This window comes from Weissella sp. MSCH1 (genome assembly GCF_045799135.1).
GTDB lineage: Bacteria > Bacillota > Bacilli > Lactobacillales > Lactobacillaceae > Weissella.
In genome coordinates this window covers 24,443-47,944 of sequence record NZ_JBJMBA010000031.1, presented here as the reverse complement: position 1 = coordinate 47,944, position 23,502 = coordinate 24,443, and the positions used below count along the sequence as shown (strand labels likewise).

Genomic DNA, 23,502 nt, shown 5'->3' with positions numbered 1-23,502 from the left:
GTATCCAAGCTTTAGGAAAGTAGAGGAGAACAACATGACACGAGTTGTCGTAACAGGTTTGGGTGCAGTTACACCCGTTGGTAATACAGCAAATGATTTTTTGGATGGGATTTTTAACAGCCAAGTTGGAATTGCACCAATTACAAAGTTTGACGCAACTGAGACGGGTGTCACAGTTGCTGGGGAAGTGAAAAACTTCGATCCTGCTGCTCGCGTTGGTAAGCGTGAGTCGCGCAAGATGGACTTATTTTCACAATACGCCGTTCACGCTACCGGTGAAGCATTGGAAAACGCCGGCTTAGCCGATGGTGTGGATAATCCTGATCGTTTCGGCGTTATCATGGGTAACGGAATCGGTGGTTTGACGACTATCGAAGAACAAGTTATCAAGATGCATGACAAGGGACCACAACGTGTGAGCCCAATGTTCGTGCCGAACGCGATTCCTAACATGGTGTCAGGTAACGTGTCAATGCGTTACGGGGCCAAGGGAATTAACTACACATTGTCAACGGCGTGCGCCAGTGCGACGAACGCGATTGGTGAAGCTTTCTGGCGTATCCAATCAGGTAAGTATGATGTGATGGTTACGGGTGGATCAGAAGCGACGGTTAACGAAATGGGAATCTCAGGGTTCGCTGCGTTGACTGCTTTGTCAACTGAACCAAATCCACTTGAAGCCTCAAAGCCATTTGATGTAAATCGTCACGGTTTCGTTATGGGTGAGGGTTCAGGAATCTTGGTATTGGAATCATTGGAACACGCGCAAGCCCGCGGTGCAGAAATCATCGCCGAAGTAGTTGGCTACGGGGCGAACTCTGATGCTTACCACTTGACCAGCCCAACTCCAGACGGATCAGGACCAGCTGGTTCAGTTAAGTTGGCTTTGCAAGACGCCGGTATCCAAGCAAGCGACATTGATTATGTCAACGCACACGGAACGGCAACTGGTGCCAATGATGCGGCTGAATCAAAGGCCATGGAATTGGTCTTTGGTAAGAACGGCGTCTTGGTTTCATCAACTAAGGGTATGACTGGACACTTGTTGGGAGCAGCTGGTGCCATTGAAGCTATTGCCGCAATTGGTGCCTTGGTCCGTGAACAATTGCCAGTTAATGTTGGTGTGACGGAACAAGATCCTGAAACTGCTGGTGTGACGTTGGTTAATGACGACAATAAGTTTGTTGCGCCTAACTACGTTTTGTCAGCTAACTATGGTTTCGGTGGCCACAATGCCGCTGTTATTTTCAAGAAGTGGAGTGAGAATTAATGGGTTTGCAATTAGATGACATTCGCGCTTTGATGCAAGATTTGGAAAATAGTTCGTTGCGTGAGTTTTCATTGCAATCAGATGATTTCAGTTTGCATTTGAGTAAGAACGAAATCACGCAACCTGTTGTCACGACACCTGCGCAGCCAACTGTTGCGAGTGTCGCGACAGCAGAGGCGCCTGTCGCAACGGAACATCATCCTTTGGACAAGGAACAAAAGCAAGGCGTAACGATTGATGCACCATTGGTCGGAACGGTTTACTTGAAGGCCAGTCCGGATGCTGCGCCTTTCAAGCAAGTGGGTGACCACGTTGCTGTCGGTGAACAAGTTGCGATTGTTGAAGCAATGAAGCTAATGACACCAGTGAAGAGTGAAGTTGCCGGTGTCATCACTGAAATTTTGGTAGAGGAAGAAGATGTGGTTGATTACGGTCATGCAATCTTCCGTGTCGAACTAGATGCTTAAGGAGGGGCGGCAATGTCAGTATTAAATACACAACAAATTCAAGAAATTTTGCCACACCGTTACCCAATGTTGATGTTGGATACGGTTGAGGAGTTGGTGCCGGGTGAAAAGACGGTTGCCATTAAAAATGTCACCATCAACGAAGAAGTCTTCCAAGGTCACTTTCCAGGCAATCCAACATTTCCTGGTGCGTTGACAGTTGAAGCATTAGCACAAGCCGGTGCCGTAGCATTACTTTCGATGCCTGAATTTAAGGGTAAGACAGCTTACTTTGGTGGTATTAAGAAGGCTCGTTTCCGTAAGATGGTTCAACCTGGTGATCAAATGCGTCTAGAAGTGACGCTTGATCGTTTGCGCGGTCCAATCGGTGAAGGTAAGGGTGTTGCTTACGTTAATGGTAAGAAGGCTACTACTGCCGATTTGACGTTTATTATTGGAGATTAAAATGTTCAAGAAAGTGTTAGTCGCGAACCGTGGTGAAATCGCTGTTCGTGTCATTCGTACACTGAAGGAAATGGGCATTAAATCTGTTGCTATCTATTCTTCAGCTGATGCGGATAGCCTCCATGTGAAATTAGCCGACGAAGCGATTTCAGTCGGGGGGCCAAAATCTAAAGATAGTTACCTGAACATGAAGAATATCTTGAGTGCTGCGTTGTTAACGGGTGCTGAAGCGATTCATCCAGGTTACGGTTTCTTATCGGAAAATGAATTATTCGTTGAAATGGTTGAAGCTGTTGGTTTAAAGTGGATTGGGCCAAGCCCTCATGTCATCGAATTAATGGGTAATAAGGCGAATGCGCGTGAATCAATGCGTGCGGCTGGCGTACCAGTTATTCCGGGTTCAGAAGGGTTCATTCGTGATGCTAATGAAGCTAAGCTGGTTGCTGATCGGGTTGGCTATCCATTGTTGCTAAAAGCTGCCGCCGGCGGTGGTGGTAAAGGGATGCGATTTGTTTATTCAGAAGATGAATTAGCAGATAAGTTCGATGATGCCCAACGTGAAGCGAAAGCTGCGTTTGGGGACGAACACATGTACGTCGAGAAGGTGATGGAGAATGTTCGTCACATCGAGATGCAAGTGATGCGTGACCAGTTTGGCCAGGTGTTATACTTCCCAGAGCGAAACTGCTCACTTCAACGTAATAACCAAAAGGTCATGGAAGAAAGCCCTGCGCTCGGTGTGACGCCAGCGATGCGTGAAAACCTCGGTGACATTGCAACTAAGGCTGTGAATGCTTTGCAGTATGAAAATACGGGGACATTGGAGTTCTTGCAAGATCATGATGGTCATTTCTACTTCATGGAAATGAATACGCGTATTCAAGTTGAACACCCAGTAACCGAAATGGTCACCGGGGTGGATTTGATTCGGATGCAAATTGAAGTGGCTGCGGGTGAACCTTTGAAGGTGTCACAAGCTGATATTGCCCTTAAGGGTCATGCTTTAGAGGTCCGATTGAACGCGGAGCAACCAGCTAAGAACTTTGCACCCAGTGCCGGTACAATTGATTTCGCCTTTCTACCAACCGGTGGACCTGGTATTCGAATTGATTCTGCCATCTATACGGGTGATAAGATTCAACCATTTTACGATTCAATGATTGGTAAGCTTTTGGTCCACGCGGATAATCGTTTGGACGCGGTCACGAAAATGGACCGTATCTTGGATGAGTTAGTTATTCAAGGTGTTAATACAAACGCCGATTTCCAAAAAGCTTTGTTACACGACCCAACAGTAGCACGTGGCATGTTTGACACGCGCTATCTGGAAAAGGAATTTTTGCCACGTTGGAAAGCTAGTTTGCCAGCCGCTGATTAAGGAGGCGATTCAATGGATTTATTTAATAACACCACGGTTTCAACTCCCAAGATCAAACGCGATGCGAACTTGAATGATCGTATTCCAGATGGTTTGTTCTTGGCTTGTCCATACTGTGGCGCCCAACTATATTCAAAGCAGTTAGGCGACCACCGTGTCTGCCCAGCCTGTGGCTATGGCTTCCGCCTACAAGCGCGTGAACGTGTTGCACTGATGACAACTGATTTTGAGGAACTTGATGCTGATTTGAAGTTGGCCGATACTGATTTCCCAGGTTATGCTGGTAAATTGGAACGTGCGCAACAACAAACGGAATTGGGCGATTCAGTTCTGACAGGGATAGCGACTCTGGAAGATCAAAAGGTTGCCTTGGGAATTATGGATTCATACTTCATTATGGGGTCACTTGGTACGATTACAGGTGAAAAAATTACCCGCCTCTTTGAACATGCGACGGCAGCTAAGTTGCCGGTTATCCTGTTTACGGCTTCTGGTGGTGCCCGAATGCAAGAAGGAATTCACTCATTGATGCAAATGGCGAAGGTTAGTGCAGCAGTTGCAGCGCATCAAGAAGCAGGGCTACCTTACATCGTGATCCTAACCGATCCAACGATGGGGGGTGTGACAGCTTCATTTGCAATGCAAGGTGACATTACTTTGGCCGAGCCACATGCGTTAGTTGGATTCGCTGGTAAGCGGGTTATCGAACAAACGATTCATGAGAAGCTACCAAAGGAATTCCAACGGGCTGAAACAGTACTTGAAAATGGGTTTATTGATGCAATTGTACAGCGACCAGCAATGACGGCAACGCTTGCACAATTGGTCCGATTCCACCAAACACAGGAGGTTAAGTAATGGCAGCACTATTTCGTCGTGAATTAACCCCAGTGCAGGTGGTTAAAAAATCACGTGAAGATCGTTTTTCTGCACGTGAAATTATTTCAGGTATCTTTACTGATTTTATCGAGTTACATGGTGACCGTTATGCTGGGGATGATGCAAGTGTGATTGGTGGACTTGCTAACCTTGGTGGTCAACCCGTAACGGTGATTGCTATCGATAAAGGAACTGATATTAAGGATAAGCTAGCGAAACGCAATGGTTCACCTGAACCATATGGTTATCGTAAGGCGACCCGGTTGATGGATCAAGCAGCTAAGTTTGGTCGACCAATTATTACATTTATTAATACGCCAGGTGCATTTCCTGGTAAGTCCGCGGAAGACCAAGGACAAGGTGAAGCAATTGCCGACAGTATCTTGCAAAGCATGAAGTACCCAGTTCCCATGATCGCTATCGTTTATGGGGAAGGGGGCTCAGGTGGTGCGCTTGCATTAGCAACATCCGATCAAGTTTGGATGTTCCAAAATTCGACGTACTCAATTCTCTCTCCTGAAGGCTTTGCAGCCATTTTGTGGAAAGATGCTAAACGCAGTGGCGAGGCGGCTGAATTAATGGGACTAACACCCAATGAGCTTTTAGCGAACGGTATCATTGAGTACATTGTGCCAGAAAGTCGTTCACACAACCGAGTTTTCAATTTGGTTCGGGCAAAGTTGCTAGAAGAAATTCAGCAACTCCAAAGCTTAACAACGACTGAGTTAGTTGCCAAGCGACGTGCCCGTTTCCGCGCATTCTAAAATTTGCAATTATTCATTTTGAGCGCCAGATTATCATAATCTGGCGTTTTTTGTGTGTGGCCGTTACAATAAAGGCAGTTAAAAACGACAGTTGTCGCGGTAAAGGGGAAAGCCATGGACAAACAAACGGAACAAAAGCGCGCAGCTGGTGACTATGCGGCAAGTCTTATTGAAGACGGGATGGTTGTTGGCTTAGGAACGGGCTCAACGGTAAAATTCTTTATTGAGCGATTGGCCGCGCGAATTAATCAAGAAGGTCTTGATATTGTGGGGGTGACCACGTCGCGTCAGACCTCCTCGCTGGCTAAGGGGTGGGGGATTAAATTAAAATCTGTTGACGAAGTACCGGGAATTGATATCACGATAGACGGAGCAGATGAGGTTGATACTGCTTTAAATGGCATTAAAGGTGGAGGTGCGGCGCTGCTGTTTGAAAAGATTGTTGCGCTGAATTCAAAGCGGAATGTCTGGATTATTGACGAATCTAAGTATCATTCAAAGCTGGGAACGTTTCCGTTGCCAGTAGAGGTCGTGCCGTATGGTAGTCACCAATTATTAAAACGGTTTGCAGATGCTGATTTGCATCCCCAATTCCGGCGGAACGCAGATGGGCTGCGTTTGACGACGGATGCGGGTAATTACATTATTGATCTACAGCTAACTGAGATCACACATCCCCAAGCACTCGCTTATTATCTTGAGCAAACGATTGGGGTAGTTGAACACGGGCTATTTTTGCAAGTGGCCGATGCAGTGATTATTGGTGGTGATGAAATTACAATTATAGAGAGACAGGCATAAACGGATGGTTAAACGGATTGTGTGGGCAGTCTTATTGGTAATGTCGCTAATATTGGTGTGGGTGGGGCTTGCACAGCAACCAGCGCCCCCTGTTCACCAAACAACGAAACATTTGGCGCAAGGACAAGCTTCGCAAACGCCACTGTATACTGAAAAGCGATTGCGAGCTAATTTGGCGCGGTACCCCCAATTACGGGCTGGCATCCAACGGATGATCCCGATGCCAGGCTTACAGGGGGCGTGGGCGTTGGCCAAGAATAAATCGGCCACAGCACCGCATCGTCTAATAAAGACGGTGGCTTTTGATCCACAAGGTATCACAACCAGTCAGAATGAAATTTTTGTATCGGCTTACGATCATAATAACAAAGCCAATTCGGTTATTTATGTGCTGAATAAGTGGACGGGTCAATATATTAAGACACTGTCATTGCAATTTCAGGACCATGCGGGTGGTGTTGCTTATGACCCGGACCGCCAGATGCTTTGGGTAACTGGGCACGATGGCAAAGACTCAATGCTATATGGCATTACGCAGGCACAAATCGACCAGTATGATATCCGATCACGCTTGCCAATTAGTTATCAGCAGGTGTTTCAAATTACAACGGAAACGAATAACTCCATCATGATGTACGCGAATAATGCTCTGTGGGTCGGCTATTTTACCAAACGTGGCTTAGGGAATATTCAAGAACTACCCTTTGGTAAAGATGCTTCTGGTAATCTAACACTTGGCCAAAGTGCGGGCGAGCAGGATGAGTCGATTGTAGCGGCCACTAAGGTGTATGCCTCAGTGGGGCAGTTACAAGGGTTGACGGCTAACCAGCGACATGTGTTGATGACGTCATCTTTTGGTAATGTTGATGGTAAGTTGGTTCGATATGACCGTGAAGCGGGTGATAAGTTCACCAAGGGTGTTTCAGTCACGATGCCACCGTATTTGGAAGCTGTTTCATATGATGGCGATACAAATCGGTTCTACATGATATTTGAAAGTGCCACGCCCGTTTACCGGGTTAAAACAAAGGCCGTGGTTGATCGAATTCTTTACGTTGATAATGATGTTTTTAAAACGGGGGTTACACCGTTTACGCCATTGTTGCAACCAGAGTTTATGGACTTAACCCGGCCCAAAAACGATTAAATAGCACGTGTTCCGAATAGGTGCTTTGAACACGTTGAAAAGCCGCCAAGCTGCTGATTTTGAATCGGCAGCTTGGCGGCTTTTGATTTCGTTAGTGATGTTGATCAGGCTGACGCACCAGTTCGTCGTAAATCGCGTCATCTAAGACAACGTCAATTTCGCCAATGTACTCTGTTGGGTCTTGGCGGACAAAATTACGCTTGAACTTATACAAGCCATCAGTATTATCGGCATGATCGATGCCTCCGATGTCGTAACGCTTTAAGCCAGCATCAAGCGCCCATTGCACCATGTGGACACGGGTGGCGTAATGGGCGTTGGTCAAATCGTGGTCGATTGAACCAGCGTACATATCCCAGATTTTATCGCCCATCTTGAAGCCAATTGTTGTCGCTAACAACACATCATCCTTCTTAGCTCGGTAAATCCGCATAATATCCGTACCGGCATACGTCTGCATCATGCGTTCAAAGTAGTCTTTTGGTCGGTGGGTGATGCCATGCCGATTTGACATGATGACGTAGGTTTCAAAGAAGTCGTCTAGGAATGACTGATCTAGTCCGTAGTCAACGACGACACCTTCACGTTCAGGCTTGCGCAACTTGTTCTTGGTTTTAGAAGGGACCATATCATAGAGCGACGTCGCGTCTGGGTAGTTGGCAAAATCAATCACCATATTTAGGCGTGGCTGAATGGTTGCGTGCATCCCTTGCTCTGCCACATTACGACCACGGACTTCATAACCATGGGCCCGCAAATCCGCTTCAAATTGCGCATCGTAGCGTACTTCAGGATCTAAACGGAGCAAATAGGCATCGTCGCCCAACGCTTGCTTTGCGGTCGCGATGAGTTGATCAAAAGTGGCGAGGTCGGACATGTCCATGACGGGTCCCTTTGACGCGTACGCAAATTTTTTCCCACTCGGTGTCATCGTTAATAACATTGATAGGGCAGCCGTGATGTTTCCGGCGGCATCCTCTAGGTAGACGTAGCAAGGTTCCCAATTATTTTTGACCTTTGCCCAGCCTAAATCTTGGCTGATTTGGGCATTGGGCGATTGGCGGATAAACGCATTATATTTAGCGACAGCAGCGTCGTCATTTAAATTTAGTACAGGCATCTTTTTTCTCCTCTAAAACATGAAGCATTAAACTAATTAACTCTAGTCTATACTTTTGGGGTTAACTGTGCCTTATCTGTGAATTAAAAATAGCTTTAATTTTTAGGAATGCTAATAAAATTCATATCGTAAAATCAGCATATGGTATAATTATTTCATTAGTGATAAGCGTGGGGACTTATACAAAGGAGAATTTTGAAACATGACTTGGCAAGATAATTACCAAATTTGGGCAGATCGCACTGATTTGCCAGCAAACTTGCAAGCTGATATGCAACAACTTGCAACTGATGACAAGGCGGCTGAAGACGCTTTTTACCAACCACTTTCATTCGGAACGGCTGGTATGCGTGGTATCCTGGGTGCTGGAATTAACCGAATGAACATCTTTACGGTGCGTCAAGCAACTGAGGGATTGGCCCGCTTGATGGATTCATTGGATGATGCAGTTAAGGGACGGGGTGTTGCGATTTCTTACGATTCACGTCACTTCTCACCAGAATTTGCAATTGAATCTGCTAAGGTTTTGGGAGCTCACGGTATTAAGGCGTACGTCTTCGAGACGTTGCGTCCAACACCTGAATTGTCATTTACGGTACGCCACTTGAATGCGTATGCCGGTATTATGATTACGGCGTCACACAACCCAAAGGATTACAACGGCTACAAGATTTATGGTGAAGATGGTGGGCAAATGCCACCAAAGGAATCAGACATCATCACAGCTTCAATTCGTGAAGCTAACATGTTCGAAGTGCCAGTTAAGGATGAAGCTGAACTCGTGGCTGCTGGTTTGTTGGTCAAGATTGGCAAGGAAGTCGATGACGCTTACTTGGCTGAAGTCAAGACGGTGACGGTTAACCAAGAATTAATCGATACGGTCGGTAAGGACATGAAGTTGGTGTACTCACCATTGCACGGAACGGGTGCGTTGATTGCGGGACAAGCTTTGCAAAATGCGGGCTTTGAAAACGTGACCATTGTGCCTGAACAAGCAGAGCCAAACGGTGATTTCCCAACAGTTAAGTTGCCAAATCCTGAAGATCCCGAAGCACTGGCAATGGGAATTGCTTTGGCTAAGGAACAAGGCGCTGATGTCGTTATCGCGGTTGACCCAGACGCTGACCGAATGGGGACGGCGGTACGCCAACCATCAGGCGAGTACCAATTGTTGACGGGTAACCAAATTGGGGCTGTGCTATTGAACTACTTGTTGACGGCCAAGAAGGCTGCCGGTACTTTGCCTGCCAACGGGGCATTGGTTAAGTCAATCGTTTCTTCAGAATTCGCAGCAGATATTGCAAAGAGTTTTGGGGTTGAAACTATCAACGTGTTGACTGGTTTCAAGTATATCGCTGAGCAAATTCAACACTTCGAAGACACGAACGAGCACACATTCTTGTTTGGTTTTGAAGAGTCATATGGTTACTTGGTGAAGTCGTTTGCGCGTGACAAGGATTCAGTCCAAGCAACGGTTTTGTTGGCCGAGGTGGCAGCTTACTACAAGTCATTGGGTAAGACGTTATATGATGGATTGCAAGAGTTGTTCGAGCAATACGGTTATTTCGTTGAAAACACGAAGTCATTGACGTTTGCAGGTGTTGATGGGGCTGAAAAGATTGCCGATTTGATGAACAAGTTCCGTGCTGAAACGCCAGCTGAATTTGGTGGTGTTCAGGTTGCTAAGGTTGAAGACTTCTCATTGCAAACTGAGACGGATACAACAACGGGGGCTGTTACGCCAATGACGTTGCCAAAGGCTAATGTGGTGAAGTATTGGTTGACTGACGGTTCATGGGTTGCTGTTCGTCCTTCAGGAACTGAGCCAAAGATTAAGTTCTATGTCGGTACCAAGGGTGCTACGGCCCAAGCTGCTGATGATGAATTGGCTGCAATTCAAGCAACAATCGCAACTTATGTAGACTAATAATAACAATTGACCGCTACAACTTGTTTGGTTGTGGCGGTCTTTTTTAAACGAACTGTTTTTTCCGCATGATATGATAACCATATAAATCAAGAGATGAGGTGATGCCTAATGGCAATGAAAGCAGCTAAAAAGCTAGCCGACGGCATGCGGGGCGGTAAAAAGATGATTTTTACCGAACAAGCATTCGACGACTATCAATACTTTTTGACACAAGATCCAAAGACGATTAAAAAAATTAACAAACTATTGAAAGAAGTCTTTCGCACACCTTTTGAGGGGACAGGGAAGCCTGAATTACAAGCTGGCTTAGATGGTGGCTGGTCCCGTCGGATCGATAGTGCGAATCGCATGATTTATTTCCCAGAAGGTAATGGGGATGTGACGATTGCCCAGCTTCGGTACCACTATATGAAAAGCATGACTTCGTGAGGTTGCACAATGGATCAATTAATTGAACGGCTTGAAAAAATTGCGCAAACGATGGTTGATGATGGTCGTTTGTTTGGGGCAACAGTTGGGGTGGTAAACTTCAAAGGCCAAAAAGAAATCGCGTCAGTCGGTAAAGTTGGCACCGGAAAATTTGCGGATGAGTTATTGTCGGTTAACCACATCTATGATTTGGCGAGCTTGACGAAGTTATATACGACCATGCGTTTCATCCAACTCTTTAAAGCGGGCCAAGTGACGCCGAATACAACTGTCAAAAGCATTCTACCGGATTACGGTAATGACCGGGTTACGGTTGGTCAGTTACTCTTACATAATGCCGGCCTACCAAGTAGTGTGCGACAAGTGCCAGCATTAACGAAATCGATGCTGGAAACAGACATCATGGCCGGTGAGTTAATCAATGAACCTGGCCGGGTGACGAAATACTCAGATGTTGGGTTTATGTTACTCGGCAAAGTGTTAACCGCGGTGACTGGTTTGCCACTGGTGACGGATATGCCGGCTAACTTGCTGACCCCGAAAAAGTTAACGGCGAGTGGGTATCGCGTCCCGGGCATTGGTGGCTTGCAGGCACCAACGTCCCGCTTTGTGCCAACAGAAGACGTACCGGTTCGTGGCGGCATCCTACAGGGGCAAGTTGATGATTTCAAAGCGTACCTCCTGGGTGGTGCGGCTGGCCATGCAGGGATGTTTGCGACCGCATCTGATGCATTGCCCTTTGTACACGAGTGGTTGTTGCCAGATGACGATTTACCGGCAAACATGGCCGGTTATTTGGCAGCAAATCAGGCTGGCATTCGAACGTTTGGCTGGCATTTTTGGACCTATGGTGGTGAAGATAACCCAGTCGTTGTGACTGATTGGCTATACCAAACGGGGTTCACAGGGACAATTATGGCGATTAATTATCGGACGATGCAGGGACTCGTAGTTTTGACAAATCGTGTTCACCCATCACGTGATAACACGTCTTGGTTAAAAGATCGTTATGAATTCACACAGGCATTTTTCGATCAAGTGTAATTTTGTCACGACAAAGTTGAATTTCTGGTAAAATGAAAGTAGTACAAAATAGACCACTAGGGGGATAGAACATGACGATTTTAATTATAATTGCCGTCGTTGTTGTCATTGGATTGATTTGGATGTCAATCTACAACGGGTTGGTACGTTCACGTATGCAAACCCAGGAATCTTGGAGCCAAATTGATGTGCAATTGAAGCGTCGAAATGACTTGATTCCTAACTTGCTGGAAACGGTTAAGGGGTATGCCAAGTTTGAACAAGGTACGCTAGAAAAAGTGGTGTCATTGCGTAACGCGTTGACGCAAGTCCCAGCCGGTGACCACCAACAAGCAATGGAAATTTCTGACCAATTGACCACGAGTTTGAAGTCAGTATTTGCGGTTGCGGAGGCGTACCCTGATTTGAAGGCATCAGCCCAATACAACAAGTTGATGGATGAGTTGACGAACACGGAAAATAAAATTGCGTACTCACGTCAATTGTTCAACACGACGACGGCAAACTACAACACGAAGTTGCAATCGTTCCCATCAAACATTGTGGCTAAGATGCATCACTTCCAACCAAGTGAATTCTTGCAAACGCCGGAGGAAGAAAAGGCAGTTGTTAAGGTATCATTTGACGATCAAGGATTATAAACGGAGAACAGTGACCTATGCTATTTGAACAAATTGCCAAAAATAAGCGCAAAACAATTTTGCTCTTCTTTGGTTTCTTTCTGTTCATGGGCGTGGTTGGGGCAGCGTTAGGAACCTATATGTTTGGGCGCTGGATGCCGGGTGTCGTGATTGCGTTAGTCGCAGGAATTGTGTATGCCGTCTTTATGTTTGGCCAATCAACTGATGTTGTGATGTCGATGAATCACGCGACAGAGGTGACGTCAGCGGATCAAGCGCCTGACTTGTGGCATATCGTGGAAGACATGGCGATGGTCGCACAAGTGCCGATGCCACGTGTCTTCATCATTAACGATCCCAGTCCCAATGCATTTGCAACCGGAAACGATCCGCAACACGCAGCCGTGGCAGCGACAACTGGCATTCTGCAACGCTTGAATCGTGAAGAACTTGAAGGTGTTATGGCCCACGAAATGACGCACGTGCGTAACTATGACATTCGCATTCAAACGATTGCTGTGGCGATGACCTCGGCAATCGCGTTGTTGGCAAATTTAGGCACGCACTTTTGGTATTTTGGTGGTGGTAACCGTGATCGGGATCGCGAAGGCGGTGGCAGTAATATCATCGGTATCGTTGTATCGCTCTTGGTACTACTATTAGCGCCAATGGCGGCAACCTTGGTCCAGTTGGCTATCTCACGAAATCGTGAATACCTGGCTGATGCAGGGGCCGTCGAATTGACCCGTAACCCACAAGGTCTGATTAATGCGTTGACGAAAATCTCGCAGAGTGAACCTATGTCAGAACAGAATGTTTCACCGGAGAGCGCAGCCTTATACATCGCGAACCCATTAAAGGGCGATAAGTTAGCAGGTTTATTTGCGACTCACCCACCGATGGATAAGCGGATTGAAGCATTGCGTAATATGTAATAATAAAAATCCCACTCCTCAGATACAGTTTGTGTATCAGGAGTGGGATTTTTTATGCGCGTGGTGTTTGGTTAGTGGTAATCCGTTCAACCTGGTTACCGGTAACTTGTTCGAATTTTTGGATAGTTAAGGCGTGCACTTGATTGTATAACATCGTAATTTGTGGAATCGTTGGAATTTCCTGCCAGACGAACCCGGGACGTGATTGATCAGCGGTCAGGGCAAAGTCAGCGATGTATAAATCACTTTGCGCCGTATAGAGTTTAGTGACTAAAATATTTGCACCAAAGATGTCTGCTAAGAGACGTTGCGTGTACCGGGCTAGTGAGGCACGTGCTGGCAAATCAACGGTCACTGTTAGTAGTGGGAAAATTTGCTCACGTGGTAAGCGGTCGATGAACGTGTTCAGATACTCTGTGAACAATGTTTTGTATACCGTCTCGAAAGACAGTTTAAAACGTGTTGCAATTCGTCGTAGTACATGCAACGTGTACGCAGTATGAAGTGGGTAAAATTGATACGCGTTCATAATGTTTGGGTGACTATCAATCGGGTGTTGGTTGAAATGAAGTAAGCGTAAATGTAACGGGTACAACTCTTGGCCAATTTTGGCTAGTATTGTGGTTTCTAAGCCATCCTGCGACTTGAAGAAATTTACGTAACTTGATTGCATAATGTCAGTAAACACATCCAAGGTGGCTAAGGTTTCTGCCGTTGCACTATCAGCCGGGGTTGCCTCAGGAATAAAGCCCATGGCAACTAGAGTTGTGATTGCGTAACGAATTTCGATGTCTAACGTGTCAGCTGATAGACCGGTTTGTTTACACAGTAAATCGGTTAAAGCAGCGGTATACTGTCGAACCGGGCCAGTCAACGTTGCTGTTGGTCGGAACAACGGATCAGTAACCGTGGCGTGTAATTGATGGCCTTGAGCAATCCGAAAATGCCAAATGCCGAACTGATAATAGAAGGCCAATTTGGCTGATTCGGGTAATGCTTGTGGCAAGGTGGCTAAAAAGGTTTCGAAGATTGCTTTGAGTTGTGGACGCTCGGCGACCGGAAAGGGTTCTTCTTGCGCAGCGTAGTAGTGGTAGACGATTTGGAACCCAAGTTGACGTACGCCACGTTCGTTCCCAATTAATTTTAAATCATCACTAATACTAATATCGAATTGTGCTAAGTTTTTAGCCAAATAGAGTTTAATTTCACGAGCTGTAGAAATGCTGGTATTATGGCGCTCAGCAAAATCTTCCAAACTTGTTAGGCGTTCAAAGAACAAATCGTTAAGAAACGCATTCCGCAAAGATTGGTGGAGATAGTGGAGACGCAGGGCGTGTTCAGCAGCTTCCAAAGCGGGATTAATTGAAAACATTTTTTTATGCTCGTCATATGCAATGAGTGTCGGTGCGTCAGGCTGCAAGGCCTGTAGATCACGTACTAAGTCAATGCCATTGCTTTGGACTAGGTATCGTGACCAGCCCAATTCTTTCACAACTTGTTTGACGGCAACCGTGTCTGTATTCTGTTGTAGCAAATAGGTGTTCAACCAAAGTTTTTCACGTTCTTTTTTCTGTAGCATCCAGTCCATATTGATACCTGCTATATTGTTTTAATCATTAAGTTAATTATCGCAAGTCTCGTTTCTGAATACGAATTGTCTTTTTTTAGTTTTCATGAAATTTTCTAAATGTGGATTCTCACGGGGATTTCATTAAGTGAGAGTTCTGACTATGCTATAATGTAAGTACATTTGGTCGTCGAAAAGGCCAACTAAAGGAGATTATGATGAAGAAAAAAGCGCCAGTGGTGAAGAACCAAGAATTTGACGCAACAGTCATCGACTTAACGTACGAAGGAAACGGAGTCGTTAAGGTTGATGATTTTCCGATCTTCGTAGCAAACGCTGTTCCGGGTGAAGAAATTCGGGTTGGTATTACGAAGGTTGCAGGAACGTATGCATTTGGTCGCGTTATTAAGACGTTGAAGGAATCTGCTGATCGTAATAAGGATGTTGATGTTGCGGCGTTGACAACTGGGATTGCGCCGTTGGCTCACTTGAACTACGACGCCCAATTGCGTTTCAAGCAAACGCAAATCCAAGAATTGTTCAAGAAGCAACACGTTGATGTTGAAGTTTCTGAGACGCTTGGTATGGAAAACCCAACTGGTTATCGTAATAAGGCACAAATTCCAACGCGTGAATTGCGTGGTGAATTGACGACAGGTTTCTTCCGTCGTGGTTCACACAACCTGATGCCAATTGAAGATTTTTATATTCAAGACCCTGAAATTGACAAGGCTATTGTGGTTATTCGTGACATCTTGCGTAAGTACCACATTCCAGTTTATAACGAATTTGATCACACTGGTGTTATCCGTAACATCATGGTTCGTCGCGGTTACTACAGCCACGAAATGATGGTTGTTTTGGTCACGCGTTCAAAGAAGGTGCCTGGGGCTGAAATGATTGTCGCGGATATTCGTGAAGCGTTGCCAGAAGTAAAGTCAATCATTCAAAACGTGAACCAAGAGAAGACGAATGTTATCTTGGGTGAAAAGAATAACACGCTTTGGGGTAAGGATGTGATTACCGACACGTTGTTCGGTAAGAAGTTCGTCATCGGACCAAACTCATTCTACCAAGTTAACCCACAAACAACGGAAACGTTGTACCAATTGGCTGCTGATAAGGCCGGCTTGACTGGTGATGAAGAAGTTATTGACGCCTACTCAGGTATCGGAACGATTTCATTGACCATCGCTGATCGTGTTAAGTCTGTTTTGGGTGTTGAAGTTGTGCCTGGTGCCGTAGATGACGCCAAGCGTAACGCCGACATTAACGGGGTTAACAATGCTAAGTTTGAACTTGGTAAGGCTGAAGAGAAGATGGTTGAATGGCATGAAGCTGGTATGCGACCAGACGTCATCTTCGTTGATCCGCCACGTAAGGGATTGACGCCAGAATTAATTGATGCTGCAACTGGTATGGAACCAGAAAAGTTCGTGTACATTAGTTGCAACCCAGCAACATTGGCACGTGATACGGTTCAAATTTTGGAGAACGGTTACCACATTCAAGGCCCAGTTCAACCAATTGACCAATTCCCACAAACGACACACATTGAATCTGTCACTGTGTTCGTTAAGGACTAATTTAATAAAACTAAAAACTATCGATAACCCAATTAAGCTCATTAGTCATTTCAAATGATTGATGAGCTTTTTTGGATTTTGATGGTACAATAGCATTATTGAAAGCGCTTTAAAGTGGGATATTAGATTAACTAAGGAGTGAATGATGACGTTAAAGTTAGGGATTATTGGCACAAATTGGATTACGAAGATGTTGGTGGAAGCGGCGCATGAATCGCAAGCGTACCAACTAACAGCGGTTTACTCACGACGCACCGAATCTGGTGAGGCGTTTGCCAAAGATTTTGGTGAAGTTGCGGTATATACAGATTTGGCTACCTTTTATGAGAGTGGCATTGAAGTCGTTTATATTGCATCACCAAACAGCTTGCATTATGAGCAAACGCTGCAGGCGATTGCGCATGACCTCCATGTGATTGTTGAAAAGTCGGCCTTTTCAAATACTAAGGAATATGAAGCAGTTTACTCGGCTTTGCGTGAGCACCCAAATGTCCGCTTATTTGAGGCTGCTCGTCACGTACATCAGGCTAATTTTAAAGCGATTGAAGCGAAAGTTGCAGAGATGACGCATATTTCTGGGGCAACGTTAGTGTATGAAAAGTATTCATCACGCTTTGATGATTATTTGGCAGGTAAGGAGCCGAATGTCTTAACTCGTGAGTTTAGTGCTGGTGCTTTGACTGATTTAGGCGTTTATCCATTATATGCCGCGATTAAGCTATTTGGGATGCCACAAGAAAGTCACTATTTCGCAACGCCATTGCGTAATGGGGCAGACGGTCGCGGGATTGCCGTTTTGCGCTATGCTGACTTTGATGTGACTATTCAATTTGGTAAGGGAGCCAACAGTTATTTGCATTCAGAAATTTTGGGGATGCGTGACACGATTGTGATTGATTCAATCGCTGAATTGGGTGAAGTCGTTTATAAAGATGGCGCTGGTAACGACACTGAAATTAGCACACCAGCACCAGAAAATCCAATGGTGCCAGAGATGCAAGTGTTCGCAGCGATTATTAATGACCCAATTGGTCAAGACGCGACATATCGCGAATTGCTGACGTTGAGTCAACGCGTGAATATTGTGTTAACTAATTTGCGTCAAGATGCCGGTATTGTTTTCCCAGCAGATAAGTAATTGTTAAAAGCACGCTTCATAATCTGTTCGCGAACAGTTATGAAGCGTGCTTTTCTGTTACAATGAAAGGAACGAAAAGTAAACGAAATGACATGAGGAAAAAGAATGGATACTCGTTTTGAAGAACGTTTGGCATCAGTAGGCTTTACAACCCTAACGCCAATCCAAGAAGCCGTGGCTGAACCACTGGTAAATGGTGAATCAATCGATGCGCTGGCTCCAACAGGAACTGGTAAGACATTGGCCTTTACATGGCCCTTGTTGCCGACTTTAGTGCCAGGGGATGGTGAGCAACTCCTTATTTTGGCACCATCACAAGAGTTGGCCATGCAAACGACACGGGTGGTCCGTGAGTGGGCGACGCTATTAGACTTGAAGGTGTTGGCCTTAACAGGTGGGGCCAATGTTAAGCGTCAATTGGATGCATTGAAGAAGCACCCTGAAGTGATTGTTGGGACGCCTGGGCGTGTGGCTGAGCTCGTTGATAATGGTAAGTTAAAGTTGCGTCGTTTGCGCACATTGCTATTGGACGAAGCGGATGAACTCTTAACCGAAGATACAGCTAAGCAAATTGATGCCGTTTGGGATACCGTCGATGATCAAGACGTGCAGGTGGCGTTATTTGGTGCCACAGAAGTCGATCAAACAATCGCGGCTGGGTTATTCGACCGTGAATTTAACCGCATTGACCAACGTAATGTGCCAATCCCAACCGCAATTGCCCATGAGTTCTGGCCAACAGCCCGTGAGCAACGCAATAAGCGGTTGCGCCAGTTAGCTGCCCGCAAGAATTTCCAAGCCATCGTGTTCTTTAACACGACGAAGCAATTGAAGATTACGGCTAGTTTCCTAGCCCACGAGCACGTCGCCATGGCAACGCTAGTTCGTGGTGATTCTAGTTCAACGCGTGCAAAGTCATTGGAAAACTTCCGCAAGGGGACAGCAAAATTCCTACTGACGACTGATGTGGCAGCCCGCGGTTTGGATATTCCCGATTTGCCTGCAATTATTAACTTTGATTTGCCACGCACTGGTGAGACGTATACGCACCGTGCTGGCCGTACTGGTCGCATGGGTAAGCATGGTTTGGTCATTTCGTTTGGAAATGACCACGATTTACGTGATTTGCGTCGTTTGGTTGCTGTTGACATCCAACTTGTAACGGGAGTTGAACAAGCGGCTAAACCTAAGTCATTTTCTGGCTCAACTGGCGCACCAACACCCGCGCCGGCAGCAGTGGCTGGTCAACAACCAACCTTAGTAAAACCAAAGCAGCCAGCAAAGCCCCGCCTAGGTAAGAAAGCGCCTAAGAAGCAAGCCACTGAGGAAGTTGTGTCACGAACGGACCGCTTTGCAAAGGAGAAAAAGGCGAAGCGTAAGCACAGCAAAAACAAGGGTAAGCCAAAGCATTAATGAAAAAATTATTGGCTAAAAATCCGTCTGAAAAACGGCGATATTTAGGCATTAGGACCACTTTTTCGGACGAGTGGTCCTTTTCTTTTGTGAAAAACAATTGTTATTTAGTTCACATAAAGGTGGTTATATGTTACTATTAATAAGGATAGAGAGTTCACAAGTGAGAATTTATTTGTGAAATAACTTAGAGATAAAAAAATAAAGAATAATGAGGACGGCTGACATGGCAGAACATGACATCCCACGCGCAACCGCAAAGCGATTGCCAATTTATTACCGTTATTTGAAGCTTTTGCTGGATGCGGGCACAACACGTGTTTCATCAAATGAGCTTTCTGATGCAGTAAAATTTGACGCAGCGACAATTCGTCGTGATTTTTCATATTTCGGTGCTTTGGGAAAGCGCGGATACGGATATGACGTTAAGGCGTTGATGACTTTCTTTGGTGAAATTTTGAATCAAGATACTTTGGCTTCAGTTGCCCTAGTTGGAGTTGGAAATCTTGGTCAAGCCTTGTTGAACTTTAACTTCCACCAAAGTTCTAATGCGCGAATTTCGGCAGCCTTTGATATCAACGAAGATATCGTGAACACGATTCAAGCTGGTGTGCCAGTTTACAGTCTTGATGATTTGGAAAAGCAGATTTCAGATCAACGGATTGATGTGGCTATTTTGACGGTTCCAGCGCCAGTTGCCCAAGATTTGGCTAACCGTTTGGCAAAGGCTGGGGTGCACGGAATTTTGAATTTCACACCACTACGTTTGGACGTCCCAAATGACGTCCGCGTGCAAAACGTTGACTTGACGAACGAGTTACAAACATTGCTTTACTTCATCAACAATTTTGGTGGGGCTGAAGCTTAAATCATACGTGAAACACTTTGTTTACCGCTACGTACTGGTAAACAAAGTGTTTTTTGCTAATAACGGGAAACCGGTTCAGAATGAGGGTGATAATTTCATAAAAAGTGTCCTATGATTGGGACATGGGCGACCTGTTTAATCACAAAAATGTTTGATACACTGCTAGTAATGACTATAAAAAAGAAGTAGTGGCGTAATGAATAAGCATAGTGAACGTCTGTTAGAGGCGATGCGGCATATGAAGCAGAACCGCCGGATACATACGAAAGACATTGATCAACACGTGATGAGTAAGTCGGCCTATTATCGGGTGATGAAAGGGGAGACTCCGCTGAATTTACAATTAGCAATTCGGCTAATTCGGTTTATGGGTGGCCGTCCCGTTAATTTAATTGCCTACGCTGAAGATGGCGAATTATCGGCCTATGGTCGTTTTTTGATGAAATTTGGGCGCGCCATGCGGATGGGCGATTTCACACTTGCTAAACAAATCATTACCGATTTAGAGGCGCAAGTTGAGGAGTTTCAGCTGTTGGCTGACCGGGAAGTGTTGCTGATTGCCGAATATGCGTTAGCACTGGTGTTTGACGATGAGGAACAAAAAGCCCTGTTGAAACAGGAAATGCGCCGGTTAGTGGCCAAAACAGACCTATGGACAGCGATAGAAGTCACCTTATACTTCATCTCATTGTCACCAGATGCACCAATTGAATCAGTGCTCGCCGAGTTTCAAAAATACGTCATTGATAAACAGCAATTTCGCGAGCGTTTTCCCGCTGTAGAAGTGACAACGATTTGGTCTGATAATATCTTGATAATGGCTGAGACGGTGCTGACTCGGAAAAACTACGATGACTATGTAAAATTTGTGGGGTTTATTAATGAGCTATCCCCCGCCGAATACGTTTTAGAGCATGCCCCATACCGACGGGCCTTGGCTGATATCGAGCAGGCGTGGCGTGAACATAATCCGCAAATTTTGTTAGATGCCGAGCAAAAAATTAGTCGGTTTATGAAGGCAATTCATGACAATCCTGATCAAGCGGGGGAAGTGACGCAAACGTTTGTTATTTTGTTCCGAATTGCCTGGGGGGTTATAGAGACAGATGACTGATCATGTAGGTCAAGTAATTAACGATATCCGCAAAGCCAAGAACATCCCGTTGACACAATTGTTAACGTACTCTGGTTTGAACCGGGCGACGTACTATCGCTTTGTTAAAGGGGATGCGGATATTGAAATAACGGATTTTTATCATTTAGTCTATGGATTAGGACTGACTGAAACAGAATTGGCGGAATTGATTATTCCAGAAGATACAACGTTCAGATTGTTAGCTGAACGCATTAAACAATTGTCTGTTACAGACCATGCAGGTGGCGCAGCTATTCAGGCTGAAATTCAACGATTGCAAGAGCAGACCGGATACCGCCACTATGGTTGGTTAACTTGGATGCTTTATTTCCGACAAAACACAGATCGTGATGATGAAAAGCAACGTCAGGCAATTGTGGTATTCAAAGAGTTATTGGCGTTACCTTTTTGGACACGCTATGAGTTGGAATTAACCCGATGTGCGCTGCCGTATTTGTCACCTGAAATTACCGTGCCTGTACTTGAAAAAATCGTTAAAATGAATGTGCGTAGTCGTTTTTTCTCAACCAGACACCATGAATTAAAGATTAATGTTTTAATCTTTAATCTGTTACAGCAAGTTGCGAGTGGTCACGATGCACGCCTGTTTGTTAGCGCCTTACGATCGATTGTGCAGCGGTTCACCTTTGCGACAAATTATTCGGCATTGATTTATATTAAGTTTATCCAGCTGTTGTTAGCCCGCTATGATGGTGAATGTGTTGAGACGGCGTATACAACCGCGGTGGCCGAATTATTGGCGGATATAGACTATTTTTACACAGACAATGAAATCAAGGCGTTCAAGTCGCAGTTTGCATGGTTCGAAAAAATGACCTTTGCAGAGGATTGAGGGCGCAACGTTTGTCAATTGTCTTATGAATTTGGACACGTCTGCGTCTTATTTTGATGATTTCAAATGGGTATAATGGGAAAAGAAAGGCGGGGGGATAATGACAGAAAAAAAGAAACGGCGCGTGGGGGCCTGGCTGCGAGCGGTCATATTTATTGTGCTGCTACTTATTTCTTTACTGTTGATTTTTCATAATCAGATTGCGAATGTCGTATTAAAGACGTACGAGCCAGAGGTGACAAAGACGTCGATTAAGAAAGGGGCAGCTGAGAAGAAAACGGCCAACTATGATTGGCAAAAGGTGGGGTCGTTAACAGCCCAACAAGTATTGGCGGCTCGAGTAAATGCTGGAAAGATTAATTTTATTGGCTTTGTCGCGATCCCTGAGATTGGTCTATCGGTGCCGATTTCAAATGGCACAACTGATTTAAATCTATCATTGGGGGCTGGAACGATGTTTCCAGATCAAACCATGGGTGAAGGTAACTATGCACTTGCCAGTCACTTCATTCAAGGCGACTCTGGCCGAGATGTTTTGTTTTCACCAATTTACTACAAAGGTGCAGTTGGTCAGAAAATTTATTTAACGGATATGAATCATGTTTACGAGTATCGGACAGTTGACTTTAAAGTTATTAAACCAACTGATGTCGATTGGGTGTATCCAGTAGCTGGTAAGAAGTTGGTGACGTTGATTACATGTGATTATACGGCTGAACGCGGGCGTGTGATGATGCGTGGTGAACTTCAACGGACCACAACTTGGGATAAGACGCCTAAGTCAATTCAAACAGCATTTACAGCAGATAATCGTTGGATTAAGTAAGTTAAACAGAAAAAAGCGGATGAGAGTTATTAGTCTCATCCGCTTTTTTTCTGTTAATCGTTAATAAAAATAAAGTCGGCAGCGTGTTGGGTGACTTGCACATCACGTGAACCGTCAGACAGTACAAGTGGGCCATCGAATGGCAGACGTTCCTTAATTGTCCAAGTTGTCCCTAGTTCAAGGCCAACTGTTTCGACATATTGTAGTAATTCCAAATCTTCAGTAAAACTGTTTAAAGTAACCGTTTCTGAATCCTTGGCCTCACGTAAAGTGCGCAACTTCTCTTGTTCATAATTAAAGTTGACGTCAGGAATTAGTAGGCCATGAGGGCTGTACTTTGGGAAATCTAAGAAACGTTCAAGGGCGTCAACAAATTCAACATCAGCATCGTGATCCAAATTGTCAGCGTTAAAGTGGGCTTCTGAAATCGACAAACCTAACTTTGTCGCACCGAAAGTCTCAATCAAACGGTGTGATCGAATCAAGCGTAACGCTGTTTGTCGACCAGGTTCGGTAAGTGTTACCCCGTAGTAAGGCACAACGTCAACTTCGCCAGCTTCTTGTAACTTTGCCAGCATGTTTGATACTGAAGAAGGCGTTACATTCAAGTGTTCAGCGATTTGGTTATTTGAAATCTTAGTTGTTTCATCCCCGCTGCTGAGCTCCAAAATAGTTTGGAGATACTGGGTTTTTGAAATTGATTCGCTCATAATAGCAGTCCTTTTTTGTTTGAAATGTTTCGTGTGTTCATTATAACACGCGGGGTTTGATAATAGGGTTAACTGGTTGACTAAAATATTTTTAATCGCCTTTAAAATAAAATTACATGTTATAATTAATTGTCAATTAAATCACTCTGACGTCCGTCAGATAACACGTTTTGGAGGC

Annotated in this window: 23 protein-coding genes; 20 read left to right on the top strand and 3 right to left on the bottom strand. The window is 45.1% G+C overall.

Annotation, left to right across the window (positions count from 1 at the left end; all coding sequences use genetic code 11):
- Window positions 1-34: 34 nt before the first annotated feature.
- The 8 genes from fabF to ACJ28U_RS02825 all read left to right on the top strand — a co-directional run bounded on the left by fabF (window position 35) and on the right by ACJ28U_RS02825 (window position 7,150).
- The gene (fabF, locus tag ACJ28U_RS02860) at window positions 35-1,270 is read left to right on the top strand and encodes a beta-ketoacyl-ACP synthase II (protein WP_010374171.1); all 1,236 of its coding nucleotides are present in this window, start codon (window positions 35-37) and stop codon (window positions 1,268-1,270) included.
- Window positions 1,270-1,737 carry an acetyl-CoA carboxylase biotin carboxyl carrier protein gene (accB, locus tag ACJ28U_RS02855; protein WP_407618321.1) on the top strand — a complete coding sequence of 156 codons (468 nt, stop codon included), beginning with the start codon at window positions 1,270-1,272 and terminating at the stop codon, window positions 1,735-1,737. Before fabF ends, accB begins: the two co-directional genes overlap by 1 nt.
- A 12-nt stretch (window positions 1,738-1,749) precedes the next feature.
- A complete protein-coding gene (gene fabZ, locus ACJ28U_RS02850; protein ID WP_099087825.1) occupies window positions 1,750-2,181 on the top strand; it encodes a 3-hydroxyacyl-ACP dehydratase FabZ in 432 nt (143 codons plus the stop codon).
- A gap of 1 nt (window position 2,182) precedes the next feature.
- Window positions 2,183-3,559 (top strand): acetyl-CoA carboxylase biotin carboxylase subunit, encoded by a 1,377-nt coding sequence (gene accC, locus ACJ28U_RS02845; RefSeq protein ID WP_407618320.1) that lies wholly within the window; start codon window positions 2,183-2,185, stop codon window positions 3,557-3,559.
- A 12-nt stretch (window positions 3,560-3,571) separates the two neighbouring features.
- Complete coding sequence (gene accD, locus ACJ28U_RS02840; protein ID WP_010374163.1) at window positions 3,572-4,417, top strand: acetyl-CoA carboxylase, carboxyltransferase subunit beta; 846 nt, start codon at window positions 3,572-3,574, stop codon at window positions 4,415-4,417.
- Entirely contained in the window at window positions 4,417-5,202 is a 786-nt protein-coding gene (accA, locus tag ACJ28U_RS02835) for a carboxyltransferase subunit alpha (protein ID WP_407618319.1), read from the top strand. The genes accD and accA overlap by 1 nt, the downstream gene beginning before the upstream one ends.
- Window positions 5,203-5,316: 114 nt before the next feature.
- Complete coding sequence (gene rpiA / locus ACJ28U_RS02830; protein WP_407618318.1) at window positions 5,317-6,003, top strand: ribose-5-phosphate isomerase RpiA; 687 nt, start codon at window positions 5,317-5,319, stop codon at window positions 6,001-6,003.
- 4 nt (window positions 6,004-6,007) lie between these two features.
- Window positions 6,008-7,150 (top strand): YncE family protein, encoded by a 1,143-nt coding sequence (locus tag ACJ28U_RS02825; RefSeq protein WP_407618317.1) that lies wholly within the window; start codon window positions 6,008-6,010, stop codon window positions 7,148-7,150.
- Window positions 7,151-7,241: 91 nt separating this feature from the next.
- On the opposite strand, the gene ACJ28U_RS02820 is transcribed toward ACJ28U_RS02825, so the two are convergent.
- On the bottom strand, window positions 7,242-8,270 hold the full coding sequence (locus tag ACJ28U_RS02820; RefSeq protein WP_407618316.1) for a lipid II:glycine glycyltransferase FemX: 1,029 nt from the start codon (window positions 8,268-8,270) through the stop codon (window positions 7,242-7,244).
- A gap of 202 nt (window positions 8,271-8,472) precedes the next feature.
- On the opposite strand from ACJ28U_RS02820, the gene ACJ28U_RS02815 reads away from it, so the two are divergent.
- The 5 genes from ACJ28U_RS02815 (at window position 8,473) to htpX (ending at window position 13,228) form a co-directional block, all read left to right on the top strand.
- Window positions 8,473-10,197 carry a phospho-sugar mutase gene (locus ACJ28U_RS02815; protein WP_407618315.1) on the top strand — a complete coding sequence of 575 codons (1,725 nt, stop codon included), beginning with the start codon at window positions 8,473-8,475 and terminating at the stop codon, window positions 10,195-10,197.
- A gap of 111 nt (window positions 10,198-10,308) precedes the next feature.
- On the top strand, window positions 10,309-10,629 hold the full coding sequence (locus tag ACJ28U_RS02810) for a Txe/YoeB family addiction module toxin (RefSeq protein ID WP_010374151.1): 321 nt from the start codon (window positions 10,309-10,311) through the stop codon (window positions 10,627-10,629).
- Between the two features lie 9 nt (window positions 10,630-10,638).
- Window positions 10,639-11,673, top strand: a complete 1,035-nt coding sequence (locus tag ACJ28U_RS02805) for a serine hydrolase domain-containing protein (RefSeq protein WP_407618314.1) — start codon at window positions 10,639-10,641, stop codon at window positions 11,671-11,673.
- A gap of 71 nt (window positions 11,674-11,744) precedes the next feature.
- Window positions 11,745-12,314 carry a LemA family protein gene (locus ACJ28U_RS02800; RefSeq protein ID WP_010374148.1) on the top strand — a complete coding sequence of 190 codons (570 nt, stop codon included), beginning with the start codon at window positions 11,745-11,747 and terminating at the stop codon, window positions 12,312-12,314.
- A 17-nt stretch (window positions 12,315-12,331) separates the two neighbouring features.
- Window positions 12,332-13,228: a zinc metalloprotease HtpX gene (gene htpX / locus ACJ28U_RS02795; RefSeq protein WP_407618313.1), complete on the top strand. Its 897-nt coding sequence runs from the start codon at window positions 12,332-12,334 to the stop codon at window positions 13,226-13,228.
- Between the two features lie 52 nt (window positions 13,229-13,280).
- On the opposite strand, the gene ACJ28U_RS02790 is transcribed toward htpX, so the two are convergent.
- Window positions 13,281-14,816, bottom strand: coding sequence for a helix-turn-helix domain-containing protein (locus tag ACJ28U_RS02790; RefSeq protein ID WP_407618312.1), 1,536 nt, complete (start codon window positions 14,814-14,816; stop codon window positions 13,281-13,283).
- Between the two features lie 197 nt (window positions 14,817-15,013).
- On the opposite strand from ACJ28U_RS02790, the gene rlmD reads away from it, so the two are divergent.
- From rlmD to ACJ28U_RS02755, 7 genes are all read left to right on the top strand, one after another.
- Window positions 15,014-16,381: a 23S rRNA (uracil(1939)-C(5))-methyltransferase RlmD gene (gene rlmD / locus ACJ28U_RS02785; protein WP_407618342.1), complete on the top strand. Its 1,368-nt coding sequence runs from the start codon at window positions 15,014-15,016 to the stop codon at window positions 16,379-16,381.
- A 145-nt stretch (window positions 16,382-16,526) separates the two neighbouring features.
- Window positions 16,527-17,519, top strand: a complete 993-nt coding sequence (locus ACJ28U_RS02780) for a Gfo/Idh/MocA family protein (protein ID WP_407618341.1) — start codon at window positions 16,527-16,529, stop codon at window positions 17,517-17,519.
- A gap of 105 nt (window positions 17,520-17,624) precedes the next feature.
- Window positions 17,625-18,932, top strand: a complete 1,308-nt coding sequence (locus ACJ28U_RS02775) for a DEAD/DEAH box helicase (protein ID WP_407618311.1) — start codon at window positions 17,625-17,627, stop codon at window positions 18,930-18,932.
- Window positions 18,933-19,158: 226 nt separating this feature from the next.
- Complete coding sequence (locus ACJ28U_RS02770) at window positions 19,159-19,800, top strand: redox-sensing transcriptional repressor Rex (protein ID WP_407618310.1); 642 nt, start codon at window positions 19,159-19,161, stop codon at window positions 19,798-19,800.
- Between the two features lie 196 nt (window positions 19,801-19,996).
- Window positions 19,997-20,914 carry a hypothetical protein gene (locus ACJ28U_RS02765; protein ID WP_407618309.1) on the top strand — a complete coding sequence of 306 codons (918 nt, stop codon included), beginning with the start codon at window positions 19,997-19,999 and terminating at the stop codon, window positions 20,912-20,914.
- Window positions 20,907-21,788 carry a hypothetical protein gene (locus ACJ28U_RS02760; RefSeq protein ID WP_407618308.1) on the top strand — a complete coding sequence of 294 codons (882 nt, stop codon included), beginning with the start codon at window positions 20,907-20,909 and terminating at the stop codon, window positions 21,786-21,788. Before ACJ28U_RS02765 ends, ACJ28U_RS02760 begins: the two co-directional genes overlap by 8 nt.
- Before the next feature lie 100 nt (window positions 21,789-21,888).
- Window positions 21,889-22,614, top strand: a complete 726-nt coding sequence (locus tag ACJ28U_RS02755; protein WP_407618307.1) for a class A sortase — start codon at window positions 21,889-21,891, stop codon at window positions 22,612-22,614.
- A gap of 53 nt (window positions 22,615-22,667) precedes the next feature.
- Here ACJ28U_RS02755 and ACJ28U_RS02750 read toward each other — a convergent pair whose 3' ends face one another.
- The gene (locus ACJ28U_RS02750) at window positions 22,668-23,324 is read right to left on the bottom strand and encodes a metal-dependent transcriptional regulator (protein ID WP_407618306.1); all 657 of its coding nucleotides are present in this window, start codon (window positions 23,322-23,324) and stop codon (window positions 22,668-22,670) included.
- Window positions 23,325-23,502 lie beyond the last annotated feature (178 nt).